Annotated in this window: 25 protein-coding genes and 1 tRNA gene; 7 read left to right on the plus strand and 19 right to left on the minus strand. The window is 59.7% G+C overall.

Annotation, left to right across the window (positions count from 1 at the left end; translation table 11 throughout):
- Positions 1-32 precede the first annotated feature (32 nt).
- The 9 genes from NXC24_RS11890 to NXC24_RS11930 form a co-directional block, all read right to left on the minus strand.
- Positions 33-662: a hypothetical protein gene (locus tag NXC24_RS11890; protein ID WP_104823474.1), complete on the minus strand. Its 630-nt coding sequence runs from the start codon at positions 660-662 to the stop codon at positions 33-35.
- A gap of 358 nt (positions 663-1,020) precedes the next feature.
- Positions 1,021-1,096: transfer RNA gene (locus tag NXC24_RS11895), tRNA-Lys, on the minus strand.
- A gap of 125 nt (positions 1,097-1,221) precedes the next feature.
- Complete coding sequence (locus NXC24_RS11900; RefSeq protein ID WP_104823475.1) at positions 1,222-2,139, minus strand: PhzF family phenazine biosynthesis protein; 918 nt, start codon at positions 2,137-2,139, stop codon at positions 1,222-1,224.
- A gap of 82 nt (positions 2,140-2,221) precedes the next feature.
- Positions 2,222-2,968 carry a DNA mismatch repair protein MutT gene (locus tag NXC24_RS11905; RefSeq protein ID WP_104823476.1) on the minus strand — a complete coding sequence of 249 codons (747 nt, stop codon included), beginning with the start codon at positions 2,966-2,968 and terminating at the stop codon, positions 2,222-2,224.
- Positions 2,965-4,077 carry an endonuclease/exonuclease/phosphatase family protein gene (locus NXC24_RS11910; RefSeq protein ID WP_104823477.1) on the minus strand — a complete coding sequence of 371 codons (1,113 nt, stop codon included), beginning with the start codon at positions 4,075-4,077 and terminating at the stop codon, positions 2,965-2,967. The genes NXC24_RS11905 and NXC24_RS11910 overlap by 4 nt, the downstream gene beginning before the upstream one ends.
- A 42-nt stretch (positions 4,078-4,119) precedes the next feature.
- The gene (locus NXC24_RS11915; protein ID WP_104823478.1) at positions 4,120-5,115 is read right to left on the minus strand and encodes a 2OG-Fe(II) oxygenase family protein; all 996 of its coding nucleotides are present in this window, start codon (positions 5,113-5,115) and stop codon (positions 4,120-4,122) included.
- An 87-nt stretch (positions 5,116-5,202) separates the two neighbouring features.
- Entirely contained in the window at positions 5,203-6,234 is a 1,032-nt protein-coding gene (locus NXC24_RS11920; RefSeq protein ID WP_104823479.1) for an ABC transporter ATP-binding protein, read from the minus strand.
- Positions 6,222-7,916: an iron ABC transporter permease gene (locus tag NXC24_RS11925; protein ID WP_104823480.1), complete on the minus strand. Its 1,695-nt coding sequence runs from the start codon at positions 7,914-7,916 to the stop codon at positions 6,222-6,224. The genes NXC24_RS11920 and NXC24_RS11925 overlap by 13 nt, the downstream gene beginning before the upstream one ends.
- Before the next feature lie 17 nt (positions 7,917-7,933).
- Positions 7,934-8,914: an ABC transporter substrate-binding protein gene (locus tag NXC24_RS11930; RefSeq protein ID WP_104823481.1), complete on the minus strand. Its 981-nt coding sequence runs from the start codon at positions 8,912-8,914 to the stop codon at positions 7,934-7,936.
- 172 nt (positions 8,915-9,086) lie between these two features.
- Between NXC24_RS11930 and NXC24_RS11935 the strand changes: the two genes are divergently transcribed.
- A complete protein-coding gene (locus tag NXC24_RS11935; RefSeq protein WP_104823482.1) occupies positions 9,087-10,145 on the plus strand; it encodes an aldo/keto reductase in 1,059 nt (352 codons plus the stop codon).
- 207 nt (positions 10,146-10,352) lie between these two features.
- Here NXC24_RS11935 and NXC24_RS11940 read toward each other — a convergent pair whose 3' ends face one another.
- The 3 genes from NXC24_RS11940 to NXC24_RS11950 form a co-directional block, all read right to left on the minus strand.
- Positions 10,353-11,582, minus strand: a complete 1,230-nt coding sequence (locus NXC24_RS11940; protein ID WP_104823483.1) for a PLP-dependent aminotransferase family protein — start codon at positions 11,580-11,582, stop codon at positions 10,353-10,355.
- A gap of 97 nt (positions 11,583-11,679) precedes the next feature.
- Entirely contained in the window at positions 11,680-12,093 is a 414-nt protein-coding gene (locus tag NXC24_RS11945) for a type II toxin-antitoxin system VapC family toxin (RefSeq protein WP_104823484.1), read from the minus strand.
- A 3-nt stretch (positions 12,094-12,096) separates the two neighbouring features.
- On the minus strand, positions 12,097-12,357 hold the full coding sequence (locus NXC24_RS11950; RefSeq protein WP_104823485.1) for a type II toxin-antitoxin system Phd/YefM family antitoxin: 261 nt from the start codon (positions 12,355-12,357) through the stop codon (positions 12,097-12,099).
- A gap of 118 nt (positions 12,358-12,475) precedes the next feature.
- Between NXC24_RS11950 and NXC24_RS11955 the strand changes: the two genes are divergently transcribed.
- Positions 12,476-13,072: a class I SAM-dependent methyltransferase gene (locus tag NXC24_RS11955; protein WP_104823486.1), complete on the plus strand. Its 597-nt coding sequence runs from the start codon at positions 12,476-12,478 to the stop codon at positions 13,070-13,072.
- Positions 13,073-13,167: 95 nt separating this feature from the next.
- On the opposite strand, the gene ilvC is transcribed toward NXC24_RS11955, so the two are convergent.
- From ilvC to NXC24_RS11970, 3 genes are all read right to left on the minus strand, one after another.
- The gene (ilvC, locus tag NXC24_RS11960; RefSeq protein ID WP_104823487.1) at positions 13,168-14,187 is read right to left on the minus strand and encodes a ketol-acid reductoisomerase; all 1,020 of its coding nucleotides are present in this window, start codon (positions 14,185-14,187) and stop codon (positions 13,168-13,170) included.
- A 44-nt stretch (positions 14,188-14,231) separates the two neighbouring features.
- Positions 14,232-14,882, minus strand: coding sequence for a TetR/AcrR family transcriptional regulator C-terminal domain-containing protein (locus NXC24_RS11965; RefSeq protein WP_104825129.1), 651 nt, complete (start codon positions 14,880-14,882; stop codon positions 14,232-14,234).
- Between the two features lie 112 nt (positions 14,883-14,994).
- A complete protein-coding gene (locus NXC24_RS11970) occupies positions 14,995-15,903 on the minus strand; it encodes an AraC family transcriptional regulator (protein WP_104823488.1) in 909 nt (302 codons plus the stop codon).
- A 190-nt stretch (positions 15,904-16,093) separates the two neighbouring features.
- Between NXC24_RS11970 and NXC24_RS11975 the strand changes: the two genes are divergently transcribed.
- Positions 16,094-17,137 carry an NAD(P)-dependent alcohol dehydrogenase gene (locus NXC24_RS11975; RefSeq protein WP_104823489.1) on the plus strand — a complete coding sequence of 348 codons (1,044 nt, stop codon included), beginning with the start codon at positions 16,094-16,096 and terminating at the stop codon, positions 17,135-17,137.
- A 36-nt stretch (positions 17,138-17,173) separates the two neighbouring features.
- On the opposite strand, the gene NXC24_RS11980 is transcribed toward NXC24_RS11975, so the two are convergent.
- The 3 genes from NXC24_RS11980 to NXC24_RS11990 all read right to left on the minus strand — a co-directional run bounded on the left by NXC24_RS11980 (position 17,174) and on the right by NXC24_RS11990 (position 19,687).
- The gene (locus NXC24_RS11980) at positions 17,174-18,436 is read right to left on the minus strand and encodes an NAD(P)/FAD-dependent oxidoreductase (RefSeq protein ID WP_104823490.1); all 1,263 of its coding nucleotides are present in this window, start codon (positions 18,434-18,436) and stop codon (positions 17,174-17,176) included.
- Between the two features lie 109 nt (positions 18,437-18,545).
- Positions 18,546-19,106, minus strand: coding sequence for a PH domain-containing protein (locus NXC24_RS11985; RefSeq protein WP_104823491.1), 561 nt, complete (start codon positions 19,104-19,106; stop codon positions 18,546-18,548).
- Between the two features lie 116 nt (positions 19,107-19,222).
- Positions 19,223-19,687: an Lrp/AsnC family transcriptional regulator gene (locus tag NXC24_RS11990; protein ID WP_104823492.1), complete on the minus strand. Its 465-nt coding sequence runs from the start codon at positions 19,685-19,687 to the stop codon at positions 19,223-19,225.
- 160 nt (positions 19,688-19,847) lie between these two features.
- On the opposite strand from NXC24_RS11990, the gene NXC24_RS11995 reads away from it, so the two are divergent.
- The 4 genes from NXC24_RS11995 (at position 19,848) to NXC24_RS12010 (ending at position 23,540) form a co-directional block, all read left to right on the plus strand.
- A complete protein-coding gene (locus NXC24_RS11995; RefSeq protein WP_104823493.1) occupies positions 19,848-20,567 on the plus strand; it encodes an aspartate/glutamate racemase family protein in 720 nt (239 codons plus the stop codon).
- Positions 20,568-20,641: 74 nt separating this feature from the next.
- Entirely contained in the window at positions 20,642-21,571 is a 930-nt protein-coding gene (locus tag NXC24_RS12000) for a MarR family winged helix-turn-helix transcriptional regulator (protein WP_104823494.1), read from the plus strand.
- Positions 21,572-21,651: 80 nt separating this feature from the next.
- On the plus strand, positions 21,652-22,269 hold the full coding sequence (locus tag NXC24_RS12005) for a TetR/AcrR family transcriptional regulator (RefSeq protein ID WP_104823495.1): 618 nt from the start codon (positions 21,652-21,654) through the stop codon (positions 22,267-22,269).
- A 56-nt stretch (positions 22,270-22,325) separates the two neighbouring features.
- A complete protein-coding gene (locus tag NXC24_RS12010; RefSeq protein WP_104823496.1) occupies positions 22,326-23,540 on the plus strand; it encodes an MFS transporter in 1,215 nt (404 codons plus the stop codon).
- Here the strand turns inward: NXC24_RS12010 and NXC24_RS12015 are convergent, their stop codons facing one another.
- On the minus strand, positions 23,541-24,788 hold the full coding sequence (locus NXC24_RS12015; RefSeq protein ID WP_104823497.1) for an NAD(P)/FAD-dependent oxidoreductase: 1,248 nt from the start codon (positions 24,786-24,788) through the stop codon (positions 23,541-23,543).
- Positions 24,789-24,790 lie beyond the last annotated feature (2 nt).

Here is a 24,790-nt window from a genome sequence, read left to right on the forward strand (position 1 = left end):
GCGAGAGTCAAGCGGAGTCTCGCGGCGTGAAGTCACGAAGCGGTGCCGTGCGCAGGTTCGGCCTTCCGTTTCCTTACCGGGGGGCCTGCCTGCTTAGTCAGCTCGAGTAGATAATAGATATGTTCATCAGTCAGCTCTATCCCAGCATACCAGTCGCGGTGGCCCCGAGCTTCGAAGAGCACCCCGCTGACATCCGGCCATTCACGGTGCAGCGCATTCACGCTACCGCGGTTGTTGTGCTTCAAGGCGTTCGCGAGACGATGAACGCGGGCGAAGGCTGAGGGAATCTCAATGCCCAGTTTCTTGGCGCATGATTCCAGTTCCGCGTGCTTACCGTCCGGGAGCTTGCAGAATACTCGGATCTTTCGTTCCCAGTAGTGATATATCGCTATCGCGAAGGCTTTGCGGAGTTCTGCGTGTGCCTCGTCAAGCGCCTCCATCTTGTATTTATAGACGTCGGCTGGATCGAAGAGCACAGAACCGTCCTCGGCGAACTCTAGCTGATCATCATACTCTCCCGATTGTCGGCTCAATTCCCACGCCTCTGCCTCCTCTCGAATTTTATCCTGGATTCCTCTGGCAGCGGCGGTGAAGCTGTCGCGGAGACAATCGATACCGGACTCATAGACGAAGCCGCGCACGCTGAAATCGAGTTTTGCCATTCTTCTCAGAACTCCCGAGCGTCTGTTCAATTTTCGTCATCTGATGAATACGACGATTGCAAGTCAACGAGTGCAGGCTCGAATTTTGCAGGCTCTTGAGGCAGGATCCTGGGGTACCCGTCGCTGGCCGACGGGCGATGCTCCCATCGTTCCTCAGTTTTGAACTGACGGACGGCTAGGTTCAGCAGGGGATGGCTGGAGCGAATTCCGATTATCCACAGTCTGTTGACTTGGAACGAAAATAGAACGGAAAAACAGATACTTACTCGCGTGATCTAATAGTGATCTAGCGGGGTATTCGTGTTTTATCTGATGACAAAAGAAATCGGCGTAACCCATTGATACCGTGAGGTAAAAATGGTGGGTGATGTAGGGCTCGAACCTACGACCCGCTGATTAAGAGTCAGCTGCTCTACCAACTGAGCTAATCACCCGTAACCGCTCGCTCGCGGTGTGACCGGGCATATAAATAGGATCGGTTTGATTGTCCAGCGGCCAGATGAATTTTCTTTGGTTAATCGTCAAAAAAATTTCGAAGAGCCGCAAAAACCTTACAAAATCAAAGCTCAAGAATTCCCGTCGCCACGCATATTGCCTGACCGCCAATGCGGGCGTTGACGATATCGCCGCCGTCGATGTCGATGTGAAGGTGGATGAAGGATGGGCGGCCCATCTCGACACCCTGCTCGACGATGACGGGATGGTGGCCATCCGGCAGCCTGTCGAAATAGTTTATCGCGCCGGAAAGCGCAGCCACCGCCGCGCCCGTGGCCGGATCCTCGACAATGCCCATCCCGACGGGGAATACCCGGGCATGGAACTTGGCCGTGTGATTGAGCGCGCCGCGGCAATAGATGAAGGCCGAGGCGAGCGCACCGTCGACGAAGGGTACGGTCTTCTCCCAGAGCTGCGGATCGAATTCCATCCGTTCGGCGGCCCCGACATCGTGCACCGGCACCAGCAGGAACGGCACGCCGGCGCTCCAGATCGACGGCACGTGATTCTCGAAACCGATCTCGGTGATCTTCAGGCTGAGCGCATTGGCGATATCGGCACGGTCGAGCGGCAACATGATTTGCTGTGATTTCCGCGGCAGGTCGAATTCGGCAAAACCCGCCCTTTCCTGCCTGAGCCGGACGGCGCAGCGCACCGGCCCCACCCGCTCGTCCAGCACCGAAACGAGATCGACGTCGCCGCCATGGCGGGCATGCGCCCGCTCAGCCAGAGCGATCGCCGTGCCAACGGTCGGGTGGCCGGCGAAAGGCAGCTCGCGGGCGGGCGTGAAGATGCGCAAGCTTGCGGTATGCGCCGGGTTCTGCGGCGGCAGAACGAACACCGTCTCGGAGAGATTCATCTCCTTCGCGATCGCCTGCATCGCCTCGTCGTCCAATCCCTCGGCATCGAAGATGACGGCTAGCGGGTTGCCCGCGAGTTTTCTGTCGGTGAATACATCATAGACACTGAAGCTGCGGGCCACCCCTGCCTCCATTACATGATTCTAGACTGTAGACGCCTGCTCAACCATACATAACGGCAACACATTTGAGCGCAAGCTAAAGCTATTCCCGACGACCGAAGAACCACGCGAGAATAGGCGGCATCGCCGAACTATAATGATGCGCAGCAGGGTTGGCCGAGCGAATGGCAACCGCGTCGTCGATCTCCTTTTCGTGGTCTACCAGCATATGCGCCCGGATCCGCTCCAGCATCTCCTCGGCTGTCCAGGGGAAGCGGAAGATGCGGAACAGGGTAACGGAAAGGTTCGAATGCGTGGCGTAATAGCCCGGCTCCGCGACCGCATCCCATAGGTCGAGGCCTGTTTCCTCCATGACTTCGCGGCGCATGTTGCCCTCGACATCGCAGCGCCCGTCGACGATATCGTTTTCATCCATCGAACCCGCGGCACAATTGACCTGGCCGGGATTGGCGGTGTGCTCAGCCATGCGAATGGCAATGATCGCGCCATCGGAGGAAACCGCGACCGGAAAGGCAAAGACATGAAAGCCGCCGCCGCGCTCCCTCTGTTTGCGCCACCACATGAATGTGGAGAACGGCGTCACATATGCCTCACCCTCCACCGCCTGCTCGCTGACCGACAAGCGATGCTGAAAGATCATCCGTCCATCGAAAAGTGCCGGATTGGCGGCAATCTCCTTCTTCCAGTTTTCCTGCGCTGCCTCGGCGTTGCTGAGATGAAAAGGGTGATCGCCGGCAATAACCGCAAGATCGATGCGGGCCACCGGGAACACGGTATTTTCCGGCGGCCAGGCGGCCATGTCGTTTCGCAGTTTGAAAGCGTGAGTCATAATAGATCCAATGTCATGACGACGGGGCAATGATCGGAGGCCTTCGGCCTGTCCCAACCGGTACGTGGATAACGTTCTACTTCCTGTCCGGGCGGAAATATGGTGCGAAAGGGCTGACCGGAGCGGACGACGTCGGGCATCCGCTGCGCATTGGCGCGCGCCAAGGCCGGAGACAGCCAGATATAGTCGAGCTGGCAAAGCCACTGCTCCTGCGGCCCGCGAGCGTGATACAACGTCCAGCGGTCCAGCACATCGCGCCGGCGCATAACGTTTTCAACGAAACCGTCCTTGCTGAAGACATCGAGCGCGCTGCTCTCTTCATCCCGATGTTTGAAACGATAGCCGGTGTGGCGCGTGCCGATGACATCGACGCGCTCCTGATAGTCGTTCATATCGCCGCAAATAGCGAAATTCTTCGTCGCCGTATGACCGGCGCCAAAACGGTCCTCGATGAGGCGGCGCACGGCAAGCGTCTCGGCGCGGCGGACCGGCATGGTCGAATCTCGGCCACCGACGCCTTCCCGCACTGGCCCCATCGATTTCAGATGCACGACATACAGCGAGAACGGCACGCCGCCGATGGTCAAATCAAGCTCCAGGCAATCACGCTTGAAGATCTTGTCGTCCAGATGAAGATCAAGTGCGGCCAGTTCATCGTTGAAAAGACCGAAATCGCGATAAGTCACCATGGCGTGACTTCTGATGTCCTTCAACACGATCGGCTGCCCGTCACGCGTCTCCTCGCGCATCATCACGGCAACATCGATACCCCTGCCATCATTGCCCTCGATCAGGAACTTCTGCCGGTAGCCATTGCCGACCATGCGGTAGAGATAGCCGTACTCGAAAGCCTGCAATGCCGCCATGCTGTCGACTTCCTGCAGGCAAATGATGTCGGCATCTGCATCGGCGATCGCAAGCGCCGTCATCTGCCTGGTGTCATCGGTGGCAGCGACCACGCGCGCCGCTTCGAGCTGCTTGTAGATGGCTTCGTTCTGCACGTCGAACAGCTTCAACACACGGTCCTGGCGCAACTGATTGCGGAAACCGGTGTAATCGAAACGGGTCAGCAGGTTTTCGACATTGAAGGTGGCAAGGCGCAGGGACATCTGGCATTCCGGTTTGTGGAGATATGGGCCGGCTCGCCCAAATCAATTGGGCTTGGCTGTTACGGTCGATTTGAACTTGCCCATGAGATAGGGGCCGGAGAGAACAGGGGCATATTTCGGCTCCTCGCCCCGCGAAAGACAGGACGGCAGGCAGGCGATCTCGGCAAACCAGTTCGGCTGGTGAAAGAACGCCAGCGACTGCCGTCGTTGCATCCCTCCCTCTTCCGGTGGCGGATTGACGACACGGTGCACCGTCGAGACCCAGCGATCATTGGTCCAAAGCGCCATCAGGTCACCGATATTGATGACGAAGGCGCCGGGTACCGGCGGCACAGGCGTCCATTGGCCGTCGGGCGCTATGATCTCCAGTCCCTTGGAGCCCGGCTGCGGCAGCAGGATCGTCAGGCTGCCATAATCGGTATGCGCGCCGGCGCGCAACTGGCCCGGCTGCGGCGCGACACGCTGCTCGGGATAATTCAGCGCCCGAAGCGCGCTGATCGGTGCGTCGACGTAGCTGTCGAAAAAATGCTCGTCGAGACCGAGCGCGGTGGCAAAGACGCGCATGATCCGCGCCGCCAAATCCTCCATCGAACGGTAATAGGCCTTCCAAGCATCCGCAAAGCCTTCCGGACCATCCGGCCAGATGGTGGCGGCATAGCAGAAGCCGAGCGCTTCCGGATCGGTCATGCCAGCCGGCACGGCAAGCGGCCCGCCGTTGAAACTTTCCTTGAGGTCGGGCGGTGTGTCGATGTTGCGCGATTTCGACAGCGCCTCGGTGCCCGGGCCAAGATAGCCATAGGGATAGCCGGGATACGGCGCTTTTGCCCGTTGCTTGACATCGGCGGGCCGATCAAAAAAAGCGTGCGTCTTTGCCCATACGGCTTGGATTACAGCCTCATCGACACCATGGTTGGCAATCGCCAGAAAGCCGGTCGAACGGCAGATTTCGTCGACCTCAGCACCAAGCCGCCTCTTCTCCCCTTCGCCGGCCGCCTCGAAGGCGCCGAGATCGAAAATCGGGAAGTTTTGATCGGACATGGCGCGACTCCCATTCGTGACATCGGGCAACTCAAGCACAGGTGGGGACCGTGAACAACCGTCTTGTCTCCCCGCCCGCCGCATCGATCACAGCCGCCACGCCGAGCGAACGGCGACCGCGTAGACATCGCCCGTTTTCACCGCTTCGCGGCTATAGGCTCTCAATATCTGACCATCCGGCAGCGATAGCCGCAAGGCGTAGCGCTCGCCCTCGTAAAGGACGGTGTCCACCCTGCAAGAGATACCATCGGCATCGGCGACCACGTCCTCGGGTCGAACGAGGATATCAGCGCGCGGGTTCCCGTCCCCCTGCTCTCTCCAAATCGTCTTCAGCGCCGACCAATCGATAAGCCGCGGCTTACCATCCGGAATGGCGAGCGACAGGATCGCGCCCTGCCCCACCAATCCGCCGACCAGCCGTCCCTCCGGTCGCGCATAGATTTCCGCCGGCGCCGCCACCTGCAATAGCCGTCCCTCGGACATGACTGCGACATCGGTCGCGAGCGCCATGGCCTCGCTCTGGTCGTGGGTGACATAAACCATGGTGGCGCCCGAGCGCTGATGGAATTCGCGGAAGGTCTCCTCCATCTCCTTCTTGAGATGACGATCGAGATTGGCGAGAGGCTCGTCCAGCAGCACGACATCGGGCGATGTCACAAGGCAGCGCGCCAGCGCCACACGCTGACGCTGGCCGCCGGAAAGATCCGCAGGCCGCCGTTCCGCATAGTCTTCCAGCCGCACGGTCGACAGCGCCTCTCGCACCTTCTGACGGTAACGCTCGCCGGAAATGCCGCGCACTTTGAGTGGGTAGCCGACATTGCCGGCAACGTTCATATGCGGCCAGAGCGCATAGGACTGGAACACCATCGCCATGTTGCGCCGCTCCGGCGGCAAGGTATGAGCGGCATCGGCAAACAGACGTTCGCCGAGATGGATCGAACCATCCGTCGGCTGCTCGAAGCCGGCTATCATTCTCAGCACCGTCGTCTTGCCGCAGCCGGAGGGGCCGAGCAACGCCAGGAAACCACCTTCGCGGACCTCCAGCGACAGCGCCTTGACCGCCGGGCGGCCGCCCGTGCCGAAATCCTTGCTGACGTGATTGAGGATCAGCTTCGCCACGGCACCACTCCCTTCGGCAGGTGCTTGGCTAAAATTTCCAGCAGCAACATCATGGTCACCACCATGGCGACGACGATGACGGACATGGCGGAGGCGAGATCGGCGCTGCCGCCATCATCGAGATTGTAGATGACGACGCCGAGCGTTTGCGTGCCCGCCGCCCAGAGCAAAGCGGAAACGGTGAGCTCGTTGCAGGCGATGAGAAAAACCAGGATCACCGAAGCGCCCGCTGCCGGCGCGATCAGTGGCACAATGATATCGGCAAGACGACGGAAGAAACCGGCGCCCGAGAGACGAGCCGCCTCCTCCAGCGCCGGATCGAGCTGCAGAAAGGCGCTCATCACCGGCTTGAGGCTGACAGCGAAATAGGCCGAGAAATAGGCGAGCAGAATGATCCAGATCGTGCCGTAAAGCGTGATATTGAGGACGGGCAATGGTGCCGCGAAAACCAGGATGAAAGAGACGGCGACGATGATCCCCGGCAGCGAATAGGGAATCTCGATCAATCCGCCGACGATCCGGCTCAGCATATCCTTGCGTCGCGTCAGGGAGTAAGCGGCCAGGACAGTCACCACCAGGAGACCAAGTGCCGTCATCCCGGAGAGGAATAGGGAATTGGAAAAAGCGACGCGCGTCACCGTCTGCCGAAACAGAATTTCGGTGAAGGCGTGCAACGACGCCGTCTTGAAGGTCAACGGCACGCCATAGGCCGGCACCAGCGCGCCGGCGACCAGAGCGAAGAACGGTGCGACGAGCATAATGAACAGGATCATCCACAGCAGCGGCACCGCCCCAAGACGCCAACGGCCGAGCGCCAGGGCGGCAGAGGCGCCGGAAAGGCCGATGACGCGATAATCCCGCCCTTTCAGCGCTTTGCCCTGTACCGCGAGGCCGGCAACCGAAATCACCGCGATCATCGCCGACAGCACGGCGATGTCACCGAAGGTGCGTGGGCCAAAGGTGGAGAATTTGGTGAAGATCAACGTCGACAAGGTGAAGATCGAAGCAGGAATGCCGAGTATAGCCGGGATGCCGAAATTGCCGATCGAAGAGACGAAGGCGATGGCGGCACCGGCGATGACACCGGGCAGTGACAGCGGTAGGATGATGTCGCGGAACACCCGAAATCCCGAAGCACCCGAAAGCCTTGCCGCCTCGACGCCGTCACGCGGCAGTGCCATCAGACCGGCCCGGAGTGCCAGATAAACCAACGGCGCGTGCTGCACGCCATAGAGCAGCGCAATGCCGCCGACAGAATAAAGCGGCTGCGGCGAGCCGAGCGGCGGCGCGATGTGCAGCGCCTTCAACAGGGGGCTCGATGGGCCGGACATCTGCACCCAGGCGAGCGCGGTGACCTGCGGCGGGATCATCATCGGCAGGACGAAAAGAAAACTAAGGGGTCCCCGGCCCGGAATGTCGGTCAAGGTGAGCAGGAAGGCAAAGAGGCTGCCGAGCAACACGGAAATAACCGTGCCAAACACGGCGGTCTCAATCGTATACCAGGCCGAACGCCAGAGGGCGGGATCGGTGATCAGTTCGTAGGCTCCGCCACGCAGCAGCGCCTCGATGCCAGCCTCCGCCAGCCGCGCCAGTGGCAGCACGCTGAGCAGCATCACGATGGTAACGACAAAAGGAAACAGCCAGGTTGGCTGGCTGTTTCCTTTACGCACATATCCGTACATCGACCGTCCAGATTGGATCACTTCGATCCGTAGTAGGAAGAGAAGGTCTTCAGATCCTGGTCGGTGTTCTTCAGAGCTTCGGCCGCATTCAACGGCAAAACCTTGATGCTGTCACGCGCCGGGAAACCGGCGGGCAGCGGCATGCCGTTGCGGGCAGGGATATAGCCGAGGTTCAGGAAGCCTTGCTGGCCCTTTTCCGACAGAGCGTAGTCGACGAATTTCTTGGCGGCGTCGACATGCTTGGTGCTGGCGAGAATGCCGACCGGCTCGGTCACGGCCGAAACGCCTTCGGTCGGGAAAACGAATTCCAGCGGCGCACCCTTGGCCTTTTCGCGGATCGGCATGTAATCGACGATCATGCCGTAGGCCTTTTCGCCGGAAGCAACCGCCTTCAGCACCGCACCATTGCCGCCGGAAGCGATTGCGCCGTTAGCGGCGAGATTCTTGTAGAAATCCCAGCCGAGGCTGCCGACGCCGGCAAGCGTCTGCGCGTGAATGAGAGCGGCACCCGAAGCAAGCGGGCTCGGCATGGCGACGAGCCCCTTGGCTTCCGGCTTGGTCAGGTCCTGCCAGCTCGTGGGCTTCATCGCAGCGGCGGTGTTATAGACGATGCCGGTGGTGATCAGCTTGGTGGAATAGTAGTAGCCGTCGGCGTCATAGAGCGCCGGATCGTAGTTTGCGGCTTCCGCCGACTTATAGGCCAATAGTTTGCCGGCTTCCTTCAGGCGCTCCAGCGTAACCGTATCGGCGATCAGCAGAACGTCGGCAACGGGAGCGCCGGCCTGGATTTCCGCCTGCAGCTTGGCGATGATCTGCGGCGTGCCGTCGCGAACCCAGTCGACCTTGATGCCGGGATTGGCAGCCATGAAGCCATCGACGGTTGCCTGCGCATCGGCATTCGGTTGGCTGGTGTAGAGGACGAGATCGGCGGCGGCGGCAGAACCAGAGAAAAGAGCAATGGCCAGCAGGCCGGCGAGAGCGGAAACAAACGTCTTCATGAAGCGTCCTCGGCTGGGTGATGAGAAGGGTTCCTTAGCGGCGGCGGTTAACATGATTGTGACAATCTGCAACCGCAGACCGGCCGTTCATACTATCATTCGACCTTGACCATAAACGCCCTGCACTATCTCCTAGCGCGCGAGTTTCAGCTTTGGTTTTGGAGGATAATCTATGGAATACCGTCTGCTTGGCCGCTCCGGCCTCAAAGTTTCGACCATCACCATGGGCACGATGACCTTCGGTGGCGTCGGCTGGGCGAAGACCGTCGGTGATCTCGGCGTCAGCGAGGCGAAACGACTTGTCGATATGTGCCTCGATGCCGGCGTCAACTTGATCGACACGGCCGATGTCTACTCGCAGGGGGCTTCCGAAGAAATTCTCGGCGAGATCATCGGCGGCCCGCGCAAGAACGGCGTATTGATCGCCACCAAGGCCCGTTTCCCGATGGGCCAGGGCGTCAACGACGCCGGCTCCTCACGCCAGCACCTGATCCAGGCTTGCGAAGCCAGCCTGAAGCGCATGAAGACTAATGTCATCGATCTCTATCAGTTGCATGAATGGGACGGCCAGACGCCGCTCGAAGAAACGATGGAAGCGCTCGATACGCTCATCCGTCAAGGCAAGGTGCGCTACATCGGCTGCTCGAATTTTTCCGGCTGGCACATCATGAAAGCACTCGGCGTCAGCGAGCGCGACAAGCGCGAACGTTTCGTCAGCCAGCAGGTCCACTATACGCTGGAAGCGCGAGATGCCGAATATGAGCTGCTGCCAGTCAGCATCGACCAGGGCCTCGGCGTCCTCGTCTGGAGCCCGATCGCCGGCGGTCTCCTCTCCGGCAAACATCGCCGCAACCAAGCGACGCCGGAAGGCACCCGCCAGTTTGCCGGCTGGACCGAGCCGCCGATCCGCGACGAGAACCGCCTGTGGAACATCGTCGATACGCTGGTGGAGATCGCCGATGGTCGTGGCGTCTCAGCCGCACAGGTCGCACTCGCCTGGCTGATCGGCCGCAAGGGCGTAACGTCTGTCATCATCGGCGGTCGCACGGACGCGCAATTCAAGGACAATCTCGCCAGCGCCGAGCTGAAGCTGACGGAAGAAGAGCGCAAGCGCCTCGACGACGTCAGTCTGTTGCCTTTACTGTATCCCTACTGGCACCAGCGCAATACAGCAACCGACAGGCTGAGCGATGCCGACCTCTCGCTGATTGCACCGCATCTGGCGAACTGATGGAAAGCCAAAAACCTTCTCTCCCCGGAGAGAAGGTGGACAAGAACTGCTGAACGCAGTGAAGCAGTGATTGGCCGGTTGAGGGGGGAACCCGTCGCATTGCGGCGAGCGCCTTCAGCGGCAAGCGAAAGGCAATCCTTACGGTGCAACGCCCCCCTCAACCTGCGCTAAAGCGCATCCTTCTCCCAGCTGGGGAGAAGGTAAGAACTAGGCCGCCATCGCCCCGATTTCGCTGGCGATCAACTTGCCGAGCCGCGAGATCCCCTCATCGATCATCTGCTCGTTGGCGCAGGAGAAGCTGACGCGGAAGGTGTTCGGGCCGGAGCCATCGGCGAAGAAGGCCTGGCCGGGCACGAAGGCCACTTTCGCAGTCTCCAGCGATTTTGCCAGCAGCTTGGCCCCATCCATGCCCTTCGGCAGGGTAACCCAGACGAACATCCCGCCCTCGGGTTTCGTCCAGCTCGTACCCTCAGGCATATATTTCGCAAGCGCCGCCAGCATGCAGTCGCGTCGGTGGCTATAAGTCTTGCGGACCTTGGCGACCTGCGCATCGAAGCCGCGTTCGGCGACTTGATGGATGGCAATCTGGTTGATGGTCGAGGAATGCAGATCAGCCGCCTGCTTCATCAGCACCAATTTGCGAATGACTGGCGCGTTGGCAACGACGAAACCAACGCGAAGACCCGGCGCCAAGGTCTTGGAAAAGCTGCCGCAATAGATCGTCCGCGTATCGTTGATATTGCCTTTGCGGGCTATCTCCAGCGCCAGGATTGGCGGGATCGCCTCGCCGTCATAACGCAGCGACTGATAGGCGGCATCTTCGATGATGGCGATATCCAGTTCGTCGCCGAGATCGATCAGCTTTTCGCGGGAAGCGAGATCGACCGTTTCGCCGGTCGGATTGGCAAAATCGGCGGAGAGATAGGCGAACTTTACCTTTCCACCCGCCTGCTCGGCAGTCGCGCGGTAGGAAGCCGGCGTGCGATTGCCGTTCGGCGTGAGCTGATCGTAAGTCGGCTCATAGGCATTGAATGCCTGCAACGCACCGAGATAGGTCGGCGCGGTGACCAATGCCGTATCCTTCGGCGACAGGAACAGCTTACCCAGGTAATCGAGACCCTGTTGCGAACCGGAAACGATAAAGACGTTTTCAAGCTCGCAGGGAACCCCAAGCGCCACCATCTGGCCGACCAGCCATTCGCGCAGCGGCTTGTAGCCTTCGCTGACCGAATATTGCAGCGCCGCGTTGACAGCCGGACCGGAAAAGATGTCCGCATAAGCCTGCTTGAATTCCTGATCCGGAAACAGCGCCGGATCGGGAATGCCGCCCGCAAACGAGATGATGTCCGGACGCTCCAGCAGCTTCAGCAACTCGCGGATTTCGGAGGCGCGCATACGGCTTGAGCGCGTCGCAAAGATATTTTCCCAATTCAGCATGGGGCTTCCTCGTAATTTTTTGTCTTTGCGCCACAAGATCACGCAACAAACGATAAGTCAATAATACTGACCTATTTTGTTTGTGACGGTGACATTCTCAAGGAGATTTGTAGTCAAAGGGGTTGAGAACAGCAGCGGGAAAGGCCGAAAAATCGACGATATCGCGCGTAACGATCGTGAGATTATGAACGGATGCAGTCGCCGCTATCATCGCATCGGCAATCAGCGTCGGCGATTTGCGATGCATGAATTGCGCCCATCGGATCATGCACTCCGCATCCAGGGGAATGACCCGAATCCCAAGCTGCAAACTGTCCAGCCAACGCATAAGCTCTTTTGCCTTTTGCGGATCGGTTTCTCCAGTCAACTCTATACCGCGCTGGATCTCGCCGATCGTGATGGCCGAAATCGCAAGGTCGTCACTCCTGACACTATGTATCCAGGCCAGTACCGCGCCATGCGGCTTTATCCCGCGCAATTCCGATACCACATTCGTATCAAGCAAATACAAGCGTCAATCCTCACTCAGATTGACGTCCCGCCAGACCCATTCCTTACGAGACGGGATATCGAGATCGAATCTTGGCTCCGGCGCGAGAAGCACGTCCTTGGCGGACGGCTTGGCCCGCTTGTTCAGCGCTTCCCACTCAGACACGGAAACAAGCACGGCTTTAGGTTCGCCTCTTTTTGAAACAAGCTGCGGCCCTTCCTCCAGCGAGGCATCAAGCATTTCACTAAATTTCGCTTTGGCGTCCTGAACAGGCCATTGGCGCATGACACCCTCCATCTGACTAGTTAAAAGACTAGTTACTTCTCGCCCGCAATTCAAGATCAAACTTGCGAAACAGCGATCCCGCTCCGATACTCAAGTTGATGACCGAATGGGAACACGCATGACAAACGACAACCCCACCTCCTCCTTCTACGACGACAACGCCGCCGTCTATGTCAGGCGCGATCGCAGCCTGCCGCAGCGGCGACTCGATGCCTTCCTGAATACCCTTCCCGCCGGTGCATCGATTCTGGAATTAGGCTGCGGCGGCGGCCAAGACGCAGCCTACATGATCTCGCGCGGCTTCAACGTCACGCCCACAGACGGTTCGCCGGAAATAGCCGAGCAGGCCGAAAAGTTGATCGGAAAGCCGGTCGTCGTTCTGAGGTTCGAGGAGCTGGAGGACGACCAGCTCTATGACGGCATCTGGGCCGAAGCATCCCTATTGCATGTGCGGCGACCCGATCTTCCAGGGATTTTCAACCGCATCCACAAGGCCCTGAAGAACGGCGGCATATTTCACGCCAGTTTCAAAGCGGGAGAAGCCGAGGGCTATGACGGCTTCGGCCGATATTACAATTATATCTCCGCCGACTGGCTTAACGATCTGCTCATCTCGACCGGCTGGAAGGACATTTCCCTCAACGAAACCGATGGCGGCGGCTACGATGGCAAACCGACGAGGTGGCTGCGGATGAGAGCCCGGAAAAATATTTGATCGGCTATGTAAGCCGTAAACCCGTCTTGAAACGGTCAGGGCCGGGGAAGTCTCCCTCCCCGGCCCTTTTCATTGCGGTGTAAAGCTGAAGAAGCTTAGTTGACGCTCTTGTCGACCAGCTTGTTCTTGCCGATCCAGGGCATCATGCCGCGCAGCTTGGCGCCGACTTCTTCGATCTGGTGGCTGTCGTTGTTGCGGCGGATGCCCTTGAAGCGGGCAGCGCCGGAACGGTATTCCTGCATCCACTCGGAGGTGAACTTGCCGGTCTGGATGTCCTTCAGGACACGCTTCATCTCAGCCTTGGTCTCTTCGGTGATGATGCGCGGACCGGTGACGTATTCGCCCCACTCGGCCGTGTTCGAGATCGAGTAGTTCATGTTGGCGATACCGCCTTCATAGATCAGGTCGACGATCAGCTTCACTTCATGCAGGCACTCGAAATAGGCCATCTCCGGAGCGTAGCCAGCTTCAACCAGCGTTTCGAAGCCGGCGCGGATGAGCTCGACGAGACCGCCGCAAAGAACGACCTGTTCGCCGAAGAGATCGGTTTCGCACTCTTCGCGGAAGTTGGTTTCGATGATGCCGGAACGGCCGCCGCCGACGCCGCAAGCGTAGGAGAGAGCGAGTTCAAGCGCATTGCCGGAAGCGTTCTGATGAACGGCAACGAGGCAGGGAACGCCGCCGCCCTTCTGGTATTCGCCGCGAACCGTGTGGCCCGGTCCCTTCGGAGCGATCATGACGACGTCGACCGAAGCCTTCGGCTCGATGAGGCCGAAGTGGACGTTGAGGCCATGTGCGAAAGCGATCGCAGCGCCATCACGGATGTTCGGAGCGATTTCGGACTTGTAGATGTCGGCCTGCAGTTCGTCCGGGGTCGCCATCATCATCAGGTCGGCCCAGGCAGCAGCTTCGGCAACGGTCATGACCTTGAAGCCGTCGGCTTCAGCCTTCTTGGCGGTTGCCGAGCCGGCCTTGAGCGCGATCGCAAGGTTCTGCGCACCGCTGTCCTTCAGGTTCAGCGCATGGGCGCGGCCCTGGGAACCGTAGCCAATGACGGCGACCTTCTTCGACTTGATGAGGTTGAGATCGGCATCACGATCGTAATAGACGCGCATTGTTTGTCCTTCCCTTTGCTTGTCTGGGTGCAGATTTTAAATTGTCAGACGGTCGCTGCCGCTTCCGCCAATACTTTTTCCGTGCCGTAAAGCCGGAGGAAGGCGCTGACCGCCTTCTCCGCCTGACGGCTGGTGTCCCTCAAACCGGGCTCGCCGAGCAGCATGCGCACATGCAGATCGGAAACGATAAGCCCGTAAAACGTATGATAAGCCTCGTCGGCGTCCATGAAGCGCAGCAGCCCTGCCCGCTTGCCGGCATCGATCAGCCCGCTGGCGCGCCGGTCGATCTGGCGGCGCCCGCGCTCCAGCAGAAGCTTGCCGAGCTTGGAGCCGTCGCGGTTCGATTGACCGATCGCCAGACGGTTCAATGCGAGCGAAACGTCGCCCGCCAGGACTTCCAGCAGATCGCGGGCGAAAATGACGAGATGGTCATGCAGGCTCGCCACGGTCAGCCGTTCGCCGTTGCGCTCGAAGGTGCGCACCTTGCTCGCCTGATAGGCGATCATCGCCGACAGCAGACCGTCGCGATCGCCGAACCATTTATAGAGACTTTCCTTGGAGCAATTGGCAGCGCGCGCGACGCCCGAGGTCGTCAGCGCCTTTTCGCCGCCGTCGACGAGCAGACGCAACGCCTGTTCCAGAACAGCGTTCTGGCGCGGCGAAAACTCGCTCGACTGTCCTGCTTCGCTCAGCACGATGGCCACTCCCAAATACGTACCGTACGGTACGGTTCGCCGTCGTTATGACTGAGGGAGAAGCCAGCGTCAAGCGCAAATCGTTGCTGCAATGCGTCAAAAACGAAGGAAATTATTCCGCGGCAACCGGGCTCCGCATGGCCTCGACATCCTTCAGCGGCGGAAGCCCATAGAGGCGGCTATATTCGCGGCTGAACTGCGAAGGGCTTTGATAGCCGACGCGGTGGCCGGCCGATCCGACATCGAGCTGCTCGACGATCATCAGCCGCCGCGCTTCGTGGAGCCGGAGCTGCTTCTGATATTGCATCGGCGACATCGCAGTCACCGCCTTGAAATGATGGTGCAGCGAGGAGACGCTCATGCCGACGCGTTCCGCCAGTTCCTCGATGCGCAGCGGCTGGACGAAATTGCCGCGAATCCAGGCAACCGCGCGCGCCACTCTGTTGCTCTGGCTCTCCGCCATGGCGACTTGCAGCAGCCGAGGACCGTTCGGGCCCGTCAACAGACGGTAGAGGATTTCCTGTTCGATCAATGGCGCCATGGCAGGAATATCCTCCGGCCGGTCGAGCAATCTAAGTAGCCGCAACGAGGCGTCGAGCAGTTCCGGCGATGCCGCATTGACCGCAAGCCCACGCATGGGTTCCGATATAATCGCTTGGCGCGGAATGTTGACGCGCGATAACAGCTCATTCAGCCGTTCGCTGTCGAGCACCATGGCAAAACAGAGGTAGGGAGTTTCACTGTGGACATTGGTTACCTGTGTCGACACAGGCAGATCGAGAGCGGTCAGAATATACTCGCCGACACCGTAATGGTACGTGTCGGCACCGACCGTCAGGCTTTTGCGTCCCTGGACAACGACGGCATAGGAAGGTCGATAGGCCCCATGCTGCCACACGGTCACCGCCGACTGCCGGTATAGATTGAGACCGTCGATCGGTGTGCGATGTTCTCCATCCCCCGTGGCGAAACGGGCAACGATGGAGGCGAGTTCCTGGTTGGGATTGAATGGCAGTGTCATGCGCAACCAACTGTTTTCGAGGGCTTGTCGCAGCTTATCTAGGTGACCCCTCGTCGCTGAAAAAGAGCCGCTGCCAATTTAGATTCGCAGGATCGTACATAAAGCTTGCAGGATCGCTCTAACGCTCTCACCCGGTTCCGGTCCATAAGTCGGCCACCCCAAAGCCAATCCTAACAAAAGGAAGTCTTCCATGGCAATTGCAAAGGGTTATGCCGCCACCGACGCGTCCAAGCCGCTTACTCCCTTCACCTTCGAACGTCGCGAGCCGAACGAAGACGACGTCGTCATCTCCGTTAAATATTGTGGCGTTTGCCATTCCGACATCCACCAGGCCCGCAACGAATGGGGCGGCTCGAAGTATCCGATGGTGCCTGGCCACGAAGTTGCCGGCCTCGTCACGGCCGTCGGTTCGAAGGTGACGAAGTTCAAGGTCGGTGACCGCGTCGGCGTCGGCTGCTTTGTCAATTCCTGCACGACCTGCGCGACGCGCGATTTGGACTACGAACACTTCCTGCCGGGCCTGGTCCAGACCTACAACGACGTGGAAGCAGACGGCGAGACGCCGACCTACGGCGGCTATTCCGACTCGATCGTCGTCAAGGAGGGCTATGTCCTCTCCTTCCCCGACAATATTCCGCTGGATTCGGGCGCGCCGCTGCTGTGCGCCGGCATCACGCTCTACTCGCCGCTGCGCCACTGGAAGGCAGGCCCGGGTAAGAAAGTCGCCATCGTCGGCATGGGCGGTCTCGGCCACATGGGCGTCAAGCTGGCGCATGCCATGGGCGCCGACGTGACGGTTCTCAGCCAGACGCTGTCGAAGAAGGAAGACGGCTTCAAGCTGGGCGCCAAGGATTATTACGCCACCAGCGATGCCGAGACCTTCACCAAGCTCGCAGGCACGTTTGACCTGATTATCAACACGGTCGGCACCGCCATCGACTGGAATGCCTATCTCAACCTGCTGAAGTATGACGGCAGCATGGTGCTGGTCGGCGTTCCGGAACATGCCGTTCCGGTTCACGCCTTCTCGCTCATCCCCGGCCGCCGCAGCCTTTCCGGCTCCATGATCGGCTCCATCAAGGAAACCCAGGAAATGCTCGACTTCTGCGGCGAGCACAACATCGTCGCCGAGATCGAGAAGATCAACATCCAGGAGATCAACGAAGCCTATGAGCGCGTTCTGAAGAGCGACGTTCGCTATCGCTTCGTCATCGATATCGCTTCGCTGGCCTAAGAAAAACGGCGGCGTCCGAAACGGGCGCCGCCTTCTTTAATCTTCGCGCATGGTTTCCCTTTGCGTGATCAGCCGGGCGCTGTGCTGCCGGCTGATATAGATCCACAGCCAGCTCCAGGCGACCGCAATGCGCCAGCGCACGCCGATCAGGAAGTAGATGTGGGCAAGGCCCCAGACCCACCAGGCGATCCATCCCCTGAGCTTGATCCAGCCGAAATCGATGATCGCAGCACTTTTGCCGATCGTCGCGAGACTTCCCTGATGATGATAGTGAAATGGCCCTGGTGCCGGCTGGCCCGATAACTTGGCCCGTATCATCTTGGCGACGTAAGAGCCCTGCTGCTTGGCGGCCGGCGCGATGCCCGGCACGGGACTGCCATCCCCGCGCATGACCGCCGCCGTGTCGCCGATGACAAAGATATCCGCCTCGCCAGACGCTCTCAGTTCCTTGTCAACCACGACGCGGCCGGCGCGGTCGGCCGAAACGGCGAGCCATTTCGCCGCCGGCGAAGCCTGCACGCCAGCGGCCCAGACGATCGTCCGGCTCGGCACGAAGGTCTCCCCGATCGTGACACCCTCCGCGGTGCACGATGTAACGGGTTTTCCCGTGCGAACTTCGACGCCCGACTTTTCCAGCGCCTTGTGGGCATAAGAAGACAGCCCCTCGTCAAAACTTGGGAGAACGCGCGGCCCGGCTTCGACAAGAATGATCCTGGCCTTGGTGGTGTCTATGTTGCGGAATTCCTTCGGGAGTGTCGTTCTGGCCAGCTCGGCAATAATGCCGGCAAGCTCGACGCCGGTCGGCCCGGCGCCGACGATGGTAAAAGTCAGCAAAGCGTCGCAGACGGCAGGATCGGTTTCCAGCTCCGCCTGCTCGAAGGCCAAAAGAACGCGGCGGCGGATCGTCGTCGCATCCTCCAGCGTCTTAAGGCCCGGCGCCACCGGTTCCCATTCGTCATGTCCGAAATAGGCATGCGTCGCACCCGTCGCCAGCACAAGCGTATCATAGGCGATCGTGGTGCCACCCTTCAGCGTCACCACATGTGCCTTGCTGTCGACGCCGACGACCTCCGCCAGCAATGTCGTCACTTCCGGCCGATCGCGGAAAAAGCTTCGGATTGGCCAGGCGATCTCGGACGTGGCGAGCAACGTAGTGGCGACTTGATAGAGCAGCGGCTGGAACAGATGATGGTTGCGCCGGTCGATCAGCGTGATCCGGACCGGAGCTCCCTTGAGATCGTTGACGAGCTGCAAGCCGCCAAATCCACCCCCGACGACGACAACGTGATGATCCTGCATGACGACACCCCGCACCCTGTTTTGTCTTCGCAAACGTAGGGTTGAGGATGATGGCCAGCAACCGCCTTTTACGCATGGCACCCCTGCATCTGCCACCTTGCCATAGCGGCTAAGATGCTTTCGCCGATTGCGCACGCAAGATCAGATTGAATACGTCGCGGACGTCCTTGATACCGAGAAATTGTGGAACGTTGGAAAGCGCTGGAGTCCAGGCCCCCATACCGCCGAAACGGCCATAGCCGACTTGGGTATCGGTTCCGAAGCTGATCGTCCCTGTTCCATCACCGCGCTGATCCAGATCCAGAGCCGGCAACCGTTCCAGCGATACGGTAAGAATCTTGGAAAACCAGCCGTCGCGTAAAATTATGATGCGCTGGTCACTGACCGCATACTGTGTCCTTGCGCGAACGAACGCATCGACCGCAAAACGACCAACGATAAGATAGAGACCGATCAATACGAAAGGCACGCCCCATAACCTGAAAACGACTGGCGCATTGATCTGGCGTATCACCGAACTTTCCCAGAAGATCGCAAAGCCGCCCCACAACAACGAAAAAGGCACTTGCAGTAGATCTTTCTTATTAAACATGAGCCCTTGCTTCGGCTGGCCCAGCCACAATAATTTTTCACCAGGCAGGAAGTAGTTTTGAATGTCAGAATTGCGCATGGCATATTGCCCCTAAAGCGATAATTGCGACAGCGACTCTACAACTTAAAAACTGGTGATTTTCATGACAGCTTTGCTGAGGTGATATGCAGAATCAGCACGCGACCGTAGTGAGCTCAATGTGCATAGCCGACGGGGATGGATGTGCCGCTTTTCAACTCCTCCATGGAAATGGAGGCCGAGACATCGAAGAGCTCGATCTTGCGTACGAGCATCTTGTAGATGACATCATAGTGCTCGACACGCGGCAGCACGATTTTCAGGATGTAGTCGTGATTGCCGGTCAGCCGGTGCGCCTCGACAATCTCCGGAATGTCGCTGATCGCCTTGCGAAAGGTCTCGATCCATTCGTCGGCATGATGTGCGGTCTTGATCAGCGCGTAGAGCGTGGTGGGCACACCCATCTTCTCGCGGTCGAGCACGACAATACGTCTGGCGATGTGGCCACTCTCCTCCAGCCGCTGAATGCGACGGGAACAGGCGGAGACCGACAGCGCCACGCGGTCGGCAAGATCGGTCACCGAAATGCCGGCATCGGTCTGCAAAAGATCGAGAATCTTTCTGTCTCGCCCGTCGAGCATATGCAACGATCTCCCTAATGGCGCTGTAATTTTGCGCATAATATCATTCTTGCGCAAAATCTTGCAGTGAAGATCGCATAGACGACAAAGATTGCAAACACGAGGCGCGTGAAATGTCTCAATATTCTGCTATTCACATTCGAGAACGGAGAGCGGCAGTATGCGCACTATCGGCCTGATCGGCGGCATGAGTTTCGAGAGTTCGGCAGTTTATTATCGTCTTATCAATGAGATGGTTCGCGACAGACTAGGCGGCCTCGCCTCTGCCGAGGTGCTGATGTATTCCGTCAATTTCGAAGAGATCGTCGCCATGCAGAAGGCCGGGCGTTGGGACGATGCCGCTGCCCGTCTCGGGGATGCCGCGCTTCGCCTGCAGATCGCCGGTGCCGAATGCGTGTTGATCTGCACCAACACCATGCATCTGATCGCCCCGGAAGTTGCCGCGCGTATCTCGATCCCCCTGATCCATATCATCGACGAGACCGCTGCCACGCTGAAGGCCGCCGGCCGCGTTAAGCCGCTACTGCTTGCCACGCGCTACACGATGGAACACGGCTTCTATGCCGACCGCATGGCCCGCAATGGCGTTTCCGTCATGGTCCCCGGCGCTGAAGATCGCACCACGACCCACGACATCATCTTCAATGAACTCTGCGCCGGCGTCGTCAAGGACGAGTCGCGCCGGAAGCTGATGGCCATCATCGAGCGCGCCAAAGCCGAAGGCGCCGATAGCGTCATTCTTGGCTGCACCGAGATCTGCCTGATCCTGGATCCGAACGCGCTTACTCTGCCGGGCTTCGACACCACGGCGATTCACGCACAGAAAGCTGTCGATTTCGCTGTCGGCAATGAAAAGGCAAGAGCAAGCCAGGCCGCGTAAATCAAGCCAAATTTACTTGACTGAGTCAAATAAATGATGGACATCGTCTCCTATGCTATAGGGAGACGATGTCCATGCTTGTGACTACGGAACTCGCGACCATCGATGCGGCGCGCGACTTCAATCGCTTCTATACCAGTTTCCTTGGCGTTCTGAACAAAGCCTATCTCGACAGCCCCTATGCGCTGACTGACGTCCGCGTGCTGTTCGAAGTCGGCTCGCGTGGCGGCGTCGCCGCTTCGACATTGACACGGGATCTGCATCTCGATCCCGCCTATCTCAGCCGCATTCTGAAACGCTTTCGCGAAGACGGCTTGATCGAAACCAAGCCAGATCCGGACGATCTGCGCAGCCAGATCATTACAGTCACCGACAAGGGACAAGCGCAGTTCCACGAGTTTGTCCGCCGCTCCCGCGCCGAGATCGCCGGGCATTTCGATGCGCTGGCCATCGGTGAGCCCGAACGTGTCGTGGACGCGATGCGAACGATCCAGACCGTCCTCAACTCAAGTGCCAATGTCACGCCTCCCGCCGTCATCCGCACTCACCGCGCCGGCGATATCGGCTGGATCGTCCAGAGCCAGGCCCGCTTCTATTGCGAGGAATTCGGCTGGGATCTGCGTTTCGAAGGCCTGATCGCCGAGGTCGCCGGAAAATTCCTCTCCAACTTCAATCCGCAGAAGGACCAATGCTGGATCGTCGAGCGGGGCGGACTGAACATCGGTTCCGTCATGGTCGCCGATGGCGGCGACGGCTTCGCAAAGCTCCGGCTGCTCTATGTCGACAAGACGGCACGAGGCCTCGGCCTCGGCAAGCTGCTGGTCGGTGAATGCATCCGTTTTGCCCGCAACGCCGGCTATCGTCAGCTTTCGCTCTGGACAAACGACATCCTCGATACTGCCCGAGCCATCTATGTCCAGGCTGGATTCCGACTCGTCTCGGAAGAAAAACACCGTATGTTCGGCCCCGAATTGAACGGCCAGACATGGGTGCTGGACCTCTAATCAAATAACGCGCCATCACGATTATGTTGCGCCGCAAAATTCCGCTTGATTTGGAAACGATCATTTCCTAAACAGTCTGCATGACGACAGACACACAAGACTTCTCCCCGAAGCTTCGCGGTCGCCCGCGGGAATTCGATATGGACGCAGCGCTCGACGAGGCACTGCGGGTCTTTTCCGAGCGCGGCTACTATGCCGCCTCGATTAGCGAACTGACCGAGGCCATGGGGCTGACCGCGGGCAGCGTCTACAAGGCGTTCGGCGACAAGCGGGGCGTGTTCCTGGCCGCTTTCGATCGCTATCGCCGTATGCGCCAGCAACTGATCGATGAGGCTCTTGCGAAGGGCCCGAACGCATATGAGAAACTGCGTATTTTGGTGGCGTTCTTCGCCGAAGCTTCGTGCGGTGAGATCGGCCGCAGAGGCTGTCTCGTGGTCGGCAGCGCGACCGAGCTTGCGCTTTTCGACAAGGAGGTCGCCAGCCGTGTCAGCGTGGCTTTCGATTTCGACGAGCGGCGCATTCGCGACCTCGTCCTTCTGGGTCAGGCGGATGGATCCGTGGCAAAGCATATCGACCCTGAAAGCACCGCCTGCGCCTTGCTTGCCCTAACGAAAGGCATGCGCGTGATCGGAAAGACCGGCCGCAAAACCGAACATATGCTCGCCGTCGCCGAGACGGCCATGAAACTGCTGAACTGATTTTTTCACACGAATTTTCGGGGAGCACGCTCCCTCGCCCGCATCGAGGATAAAACATGCCCGCAACTTCCGCTGCCAGACGGGAGAGCACACCGCTCCCCGAGAAGACCATTTCACCGCTGTTGACATTCATGTTCGCTGCCGCCTGCGGGCTGGTGGCCGCCAATCTCTATTACGGCCAGCCGCTGGCCGGTCCGATCAGCCAGGCGCTGGGATTCACGCCGGCGGCAACCGGTTTGATCGTGACACTAACGCAGATCGGTTACGGCCTCGGCCTGCTGCTGATCGTGCCGCTCGGCGATCTCCTGGAAAACCGCAGGCTGGTACTGACGCTGATCGGTCTTTCGGCACTGGCGCTCGTCGGCGCCGCCTTTGCGTGGTCGCCGTCGCTCTTCCTGCTCGCCTCGCTCTGCATCGGCCTCGCCTCCGTCGCTGTCCAGGTGCTGGTGCCTTTCGCCGCCCATATGGCGCCGGATGCCAGCCGCGGCGCGGTTGTGGGCAATGTCATGAGTGGCCTGCTTTGCGGCATCATGCTCGCGCGGCCCGCGGCAAGCTTCCTGTCGGAACTCTTCTCCTGGCATGCGGTCTATATCCTCTCCGCCGGCGTCATGATCGGACTTGCCATCATCCTTCGCGTCGTCCTGCCGACCCGTGTTCCGCATACCAAGCTGCATTACGGCCAACTGCTTTATTCGATGGGCCATCTCGCGCTGCATACGCCGGTGCTACAGCGCCGCGCGCTCTATCAGGCCTGCATGTTCGGCGCCTTCAGCCTGTTCTGGACGACGACGCCGCTGCTGCTTGCAAGCCCTGCCTTCGGCCTGACGCAGAACGGTATTGCGCTCTTCGCGCTGGCTGGAGCTGCGGGCGCGGTCGCTTCGCCGATTGCCGGCCGTGTCGCTGATCGCGGCTGGACGAAGCTTGCCACCACCTTCGCCCTAGTGCTCGCCATCATCGCGCTCCTTATTGGCCATGCGTCCGGCAGCGGTTCGCTACTGGCGCTGGCGACATTGACGCTCTCCGGCATCCTGCTCGATTTCGGCGTACAGACCAATCTCGTGCTCGGCCAGCGCGCCATCTTTGCGCTGAGCGCCGAACATCGCAGCCGCCTGAACGGTCTCTACATGGCGACATTCTTTGCCGGCGGCGCCCTCGGCTCGGCGATCGGCGGCTGGGCCTATGCCACCGGCGGCTGGAACCTCGCCTCTTGGATCGGCGTCTGCTTCCCGGTCGTGGCGCTGCTCATTTTCCTGACCGAGCGGCAGAAATGATCAAGACGGCTGCGGAACGATGGTCCGCAGCCAGTCGCATTCACTGAGGCCGGCAGCGGCAAATGGGTCGATCAAGGTGCCGGAGACAATAGACGCCAAGATCTGCGGCCCCGGCGGTACCCTGGCGATCATGGCAACCAGTCGATCCCGGATCCAGGCCAATGCTGCCGAATCCGACTGGTAGAACGGCGTAAACGTCAGCGATAGCAACTGGAACAGCCGCACATGCATGCGCCGCGCTTTGGCGTAAGCCGCAAGCGCCGCGCTGATATCGTCGTTGCCCGCCAATGCATGCGCAAGCGCCGCTACATCCAGCAGCGCCATATTGGCGCCCTGCCCGAGTTGCGGGCTGGTCGAATGGGCGGAGTCGCCGACGAAAACCGTGCGGCCGCTATAGGGAATGGCCACGGTTCGATGGGCGTAGCGCGCCAGCGTCAACTGTTCCCAATCGATAATTTGATCAAGCAACGGCTGGCATTCCGGCCAATAGCCGCGGATCGCCGACTTCCAGCGCTCAAGCCCCTGCCGGCGCACCTCGTCTGCATCCGCTATCTTCAAGCTCCAGAACAACGCCGCCTGCTTCGGCAGATCCGGCTTACGCTGTCCGATCGGCAACACGCCGATCATCACTTTCGCTTGGTCGTAGCGCTGCGTCAGTGCCCTCTCATCCACCAATCCATCGGGACAATCCAGCGTCGCCCAGAAGGCGCCATAGGCGAGATTGCGCACCCGTGGTGCGACCGGGCAGGCAGCGACCAACTCAGAACGCGCGCCGCTCGCGTCGACGACAAGATCATACGGCCCCAACCGCTCTCCGCCCTCGGTAATGAGATGGGTGTGACTGCCCTCTTCCAGCACGCCAGTTACCCGCCGTCCGGTGAGGACAAGGTGTCGCCGCGCAGAGACTTCGTCATAGAGCGTGTCGAACAGTGCGGCGCGATGAACCGCCAGCCCATAGCGCCCGCCGGCCAGCGTGTCATAGCGCACGTCAAGAACGATGCAGCCACGTTTCGCCTCGGTGCCGAACAGCCGATCGATGCGATTGCCGGCGGTGTGAATGGCAGGACCGAGGCCGAGCGATTCCAGCACGGTCAGGCCGGTTGGCTGCAGCATCAGCGCGGATCCGACCGGCGAAGGACTATCGAACCGCTCGATAATTTCCGTCGTATGACCGGCACGTGATAGAAACAGGGCAGCCGCAAGGCCCGCAGGTCCGGCACCGACGATCGCAATTTTCAGGGATTTCACTG

The sequence above is a fragment of the Rhizobium sp. NXC24 genome, from assembly GCF_002944315.1.
GTDB lineage: Bacteria > Pseudomonadota > Alphaproteobacteria > Rhizobiales > Rhizobiaceae > Rhizobium.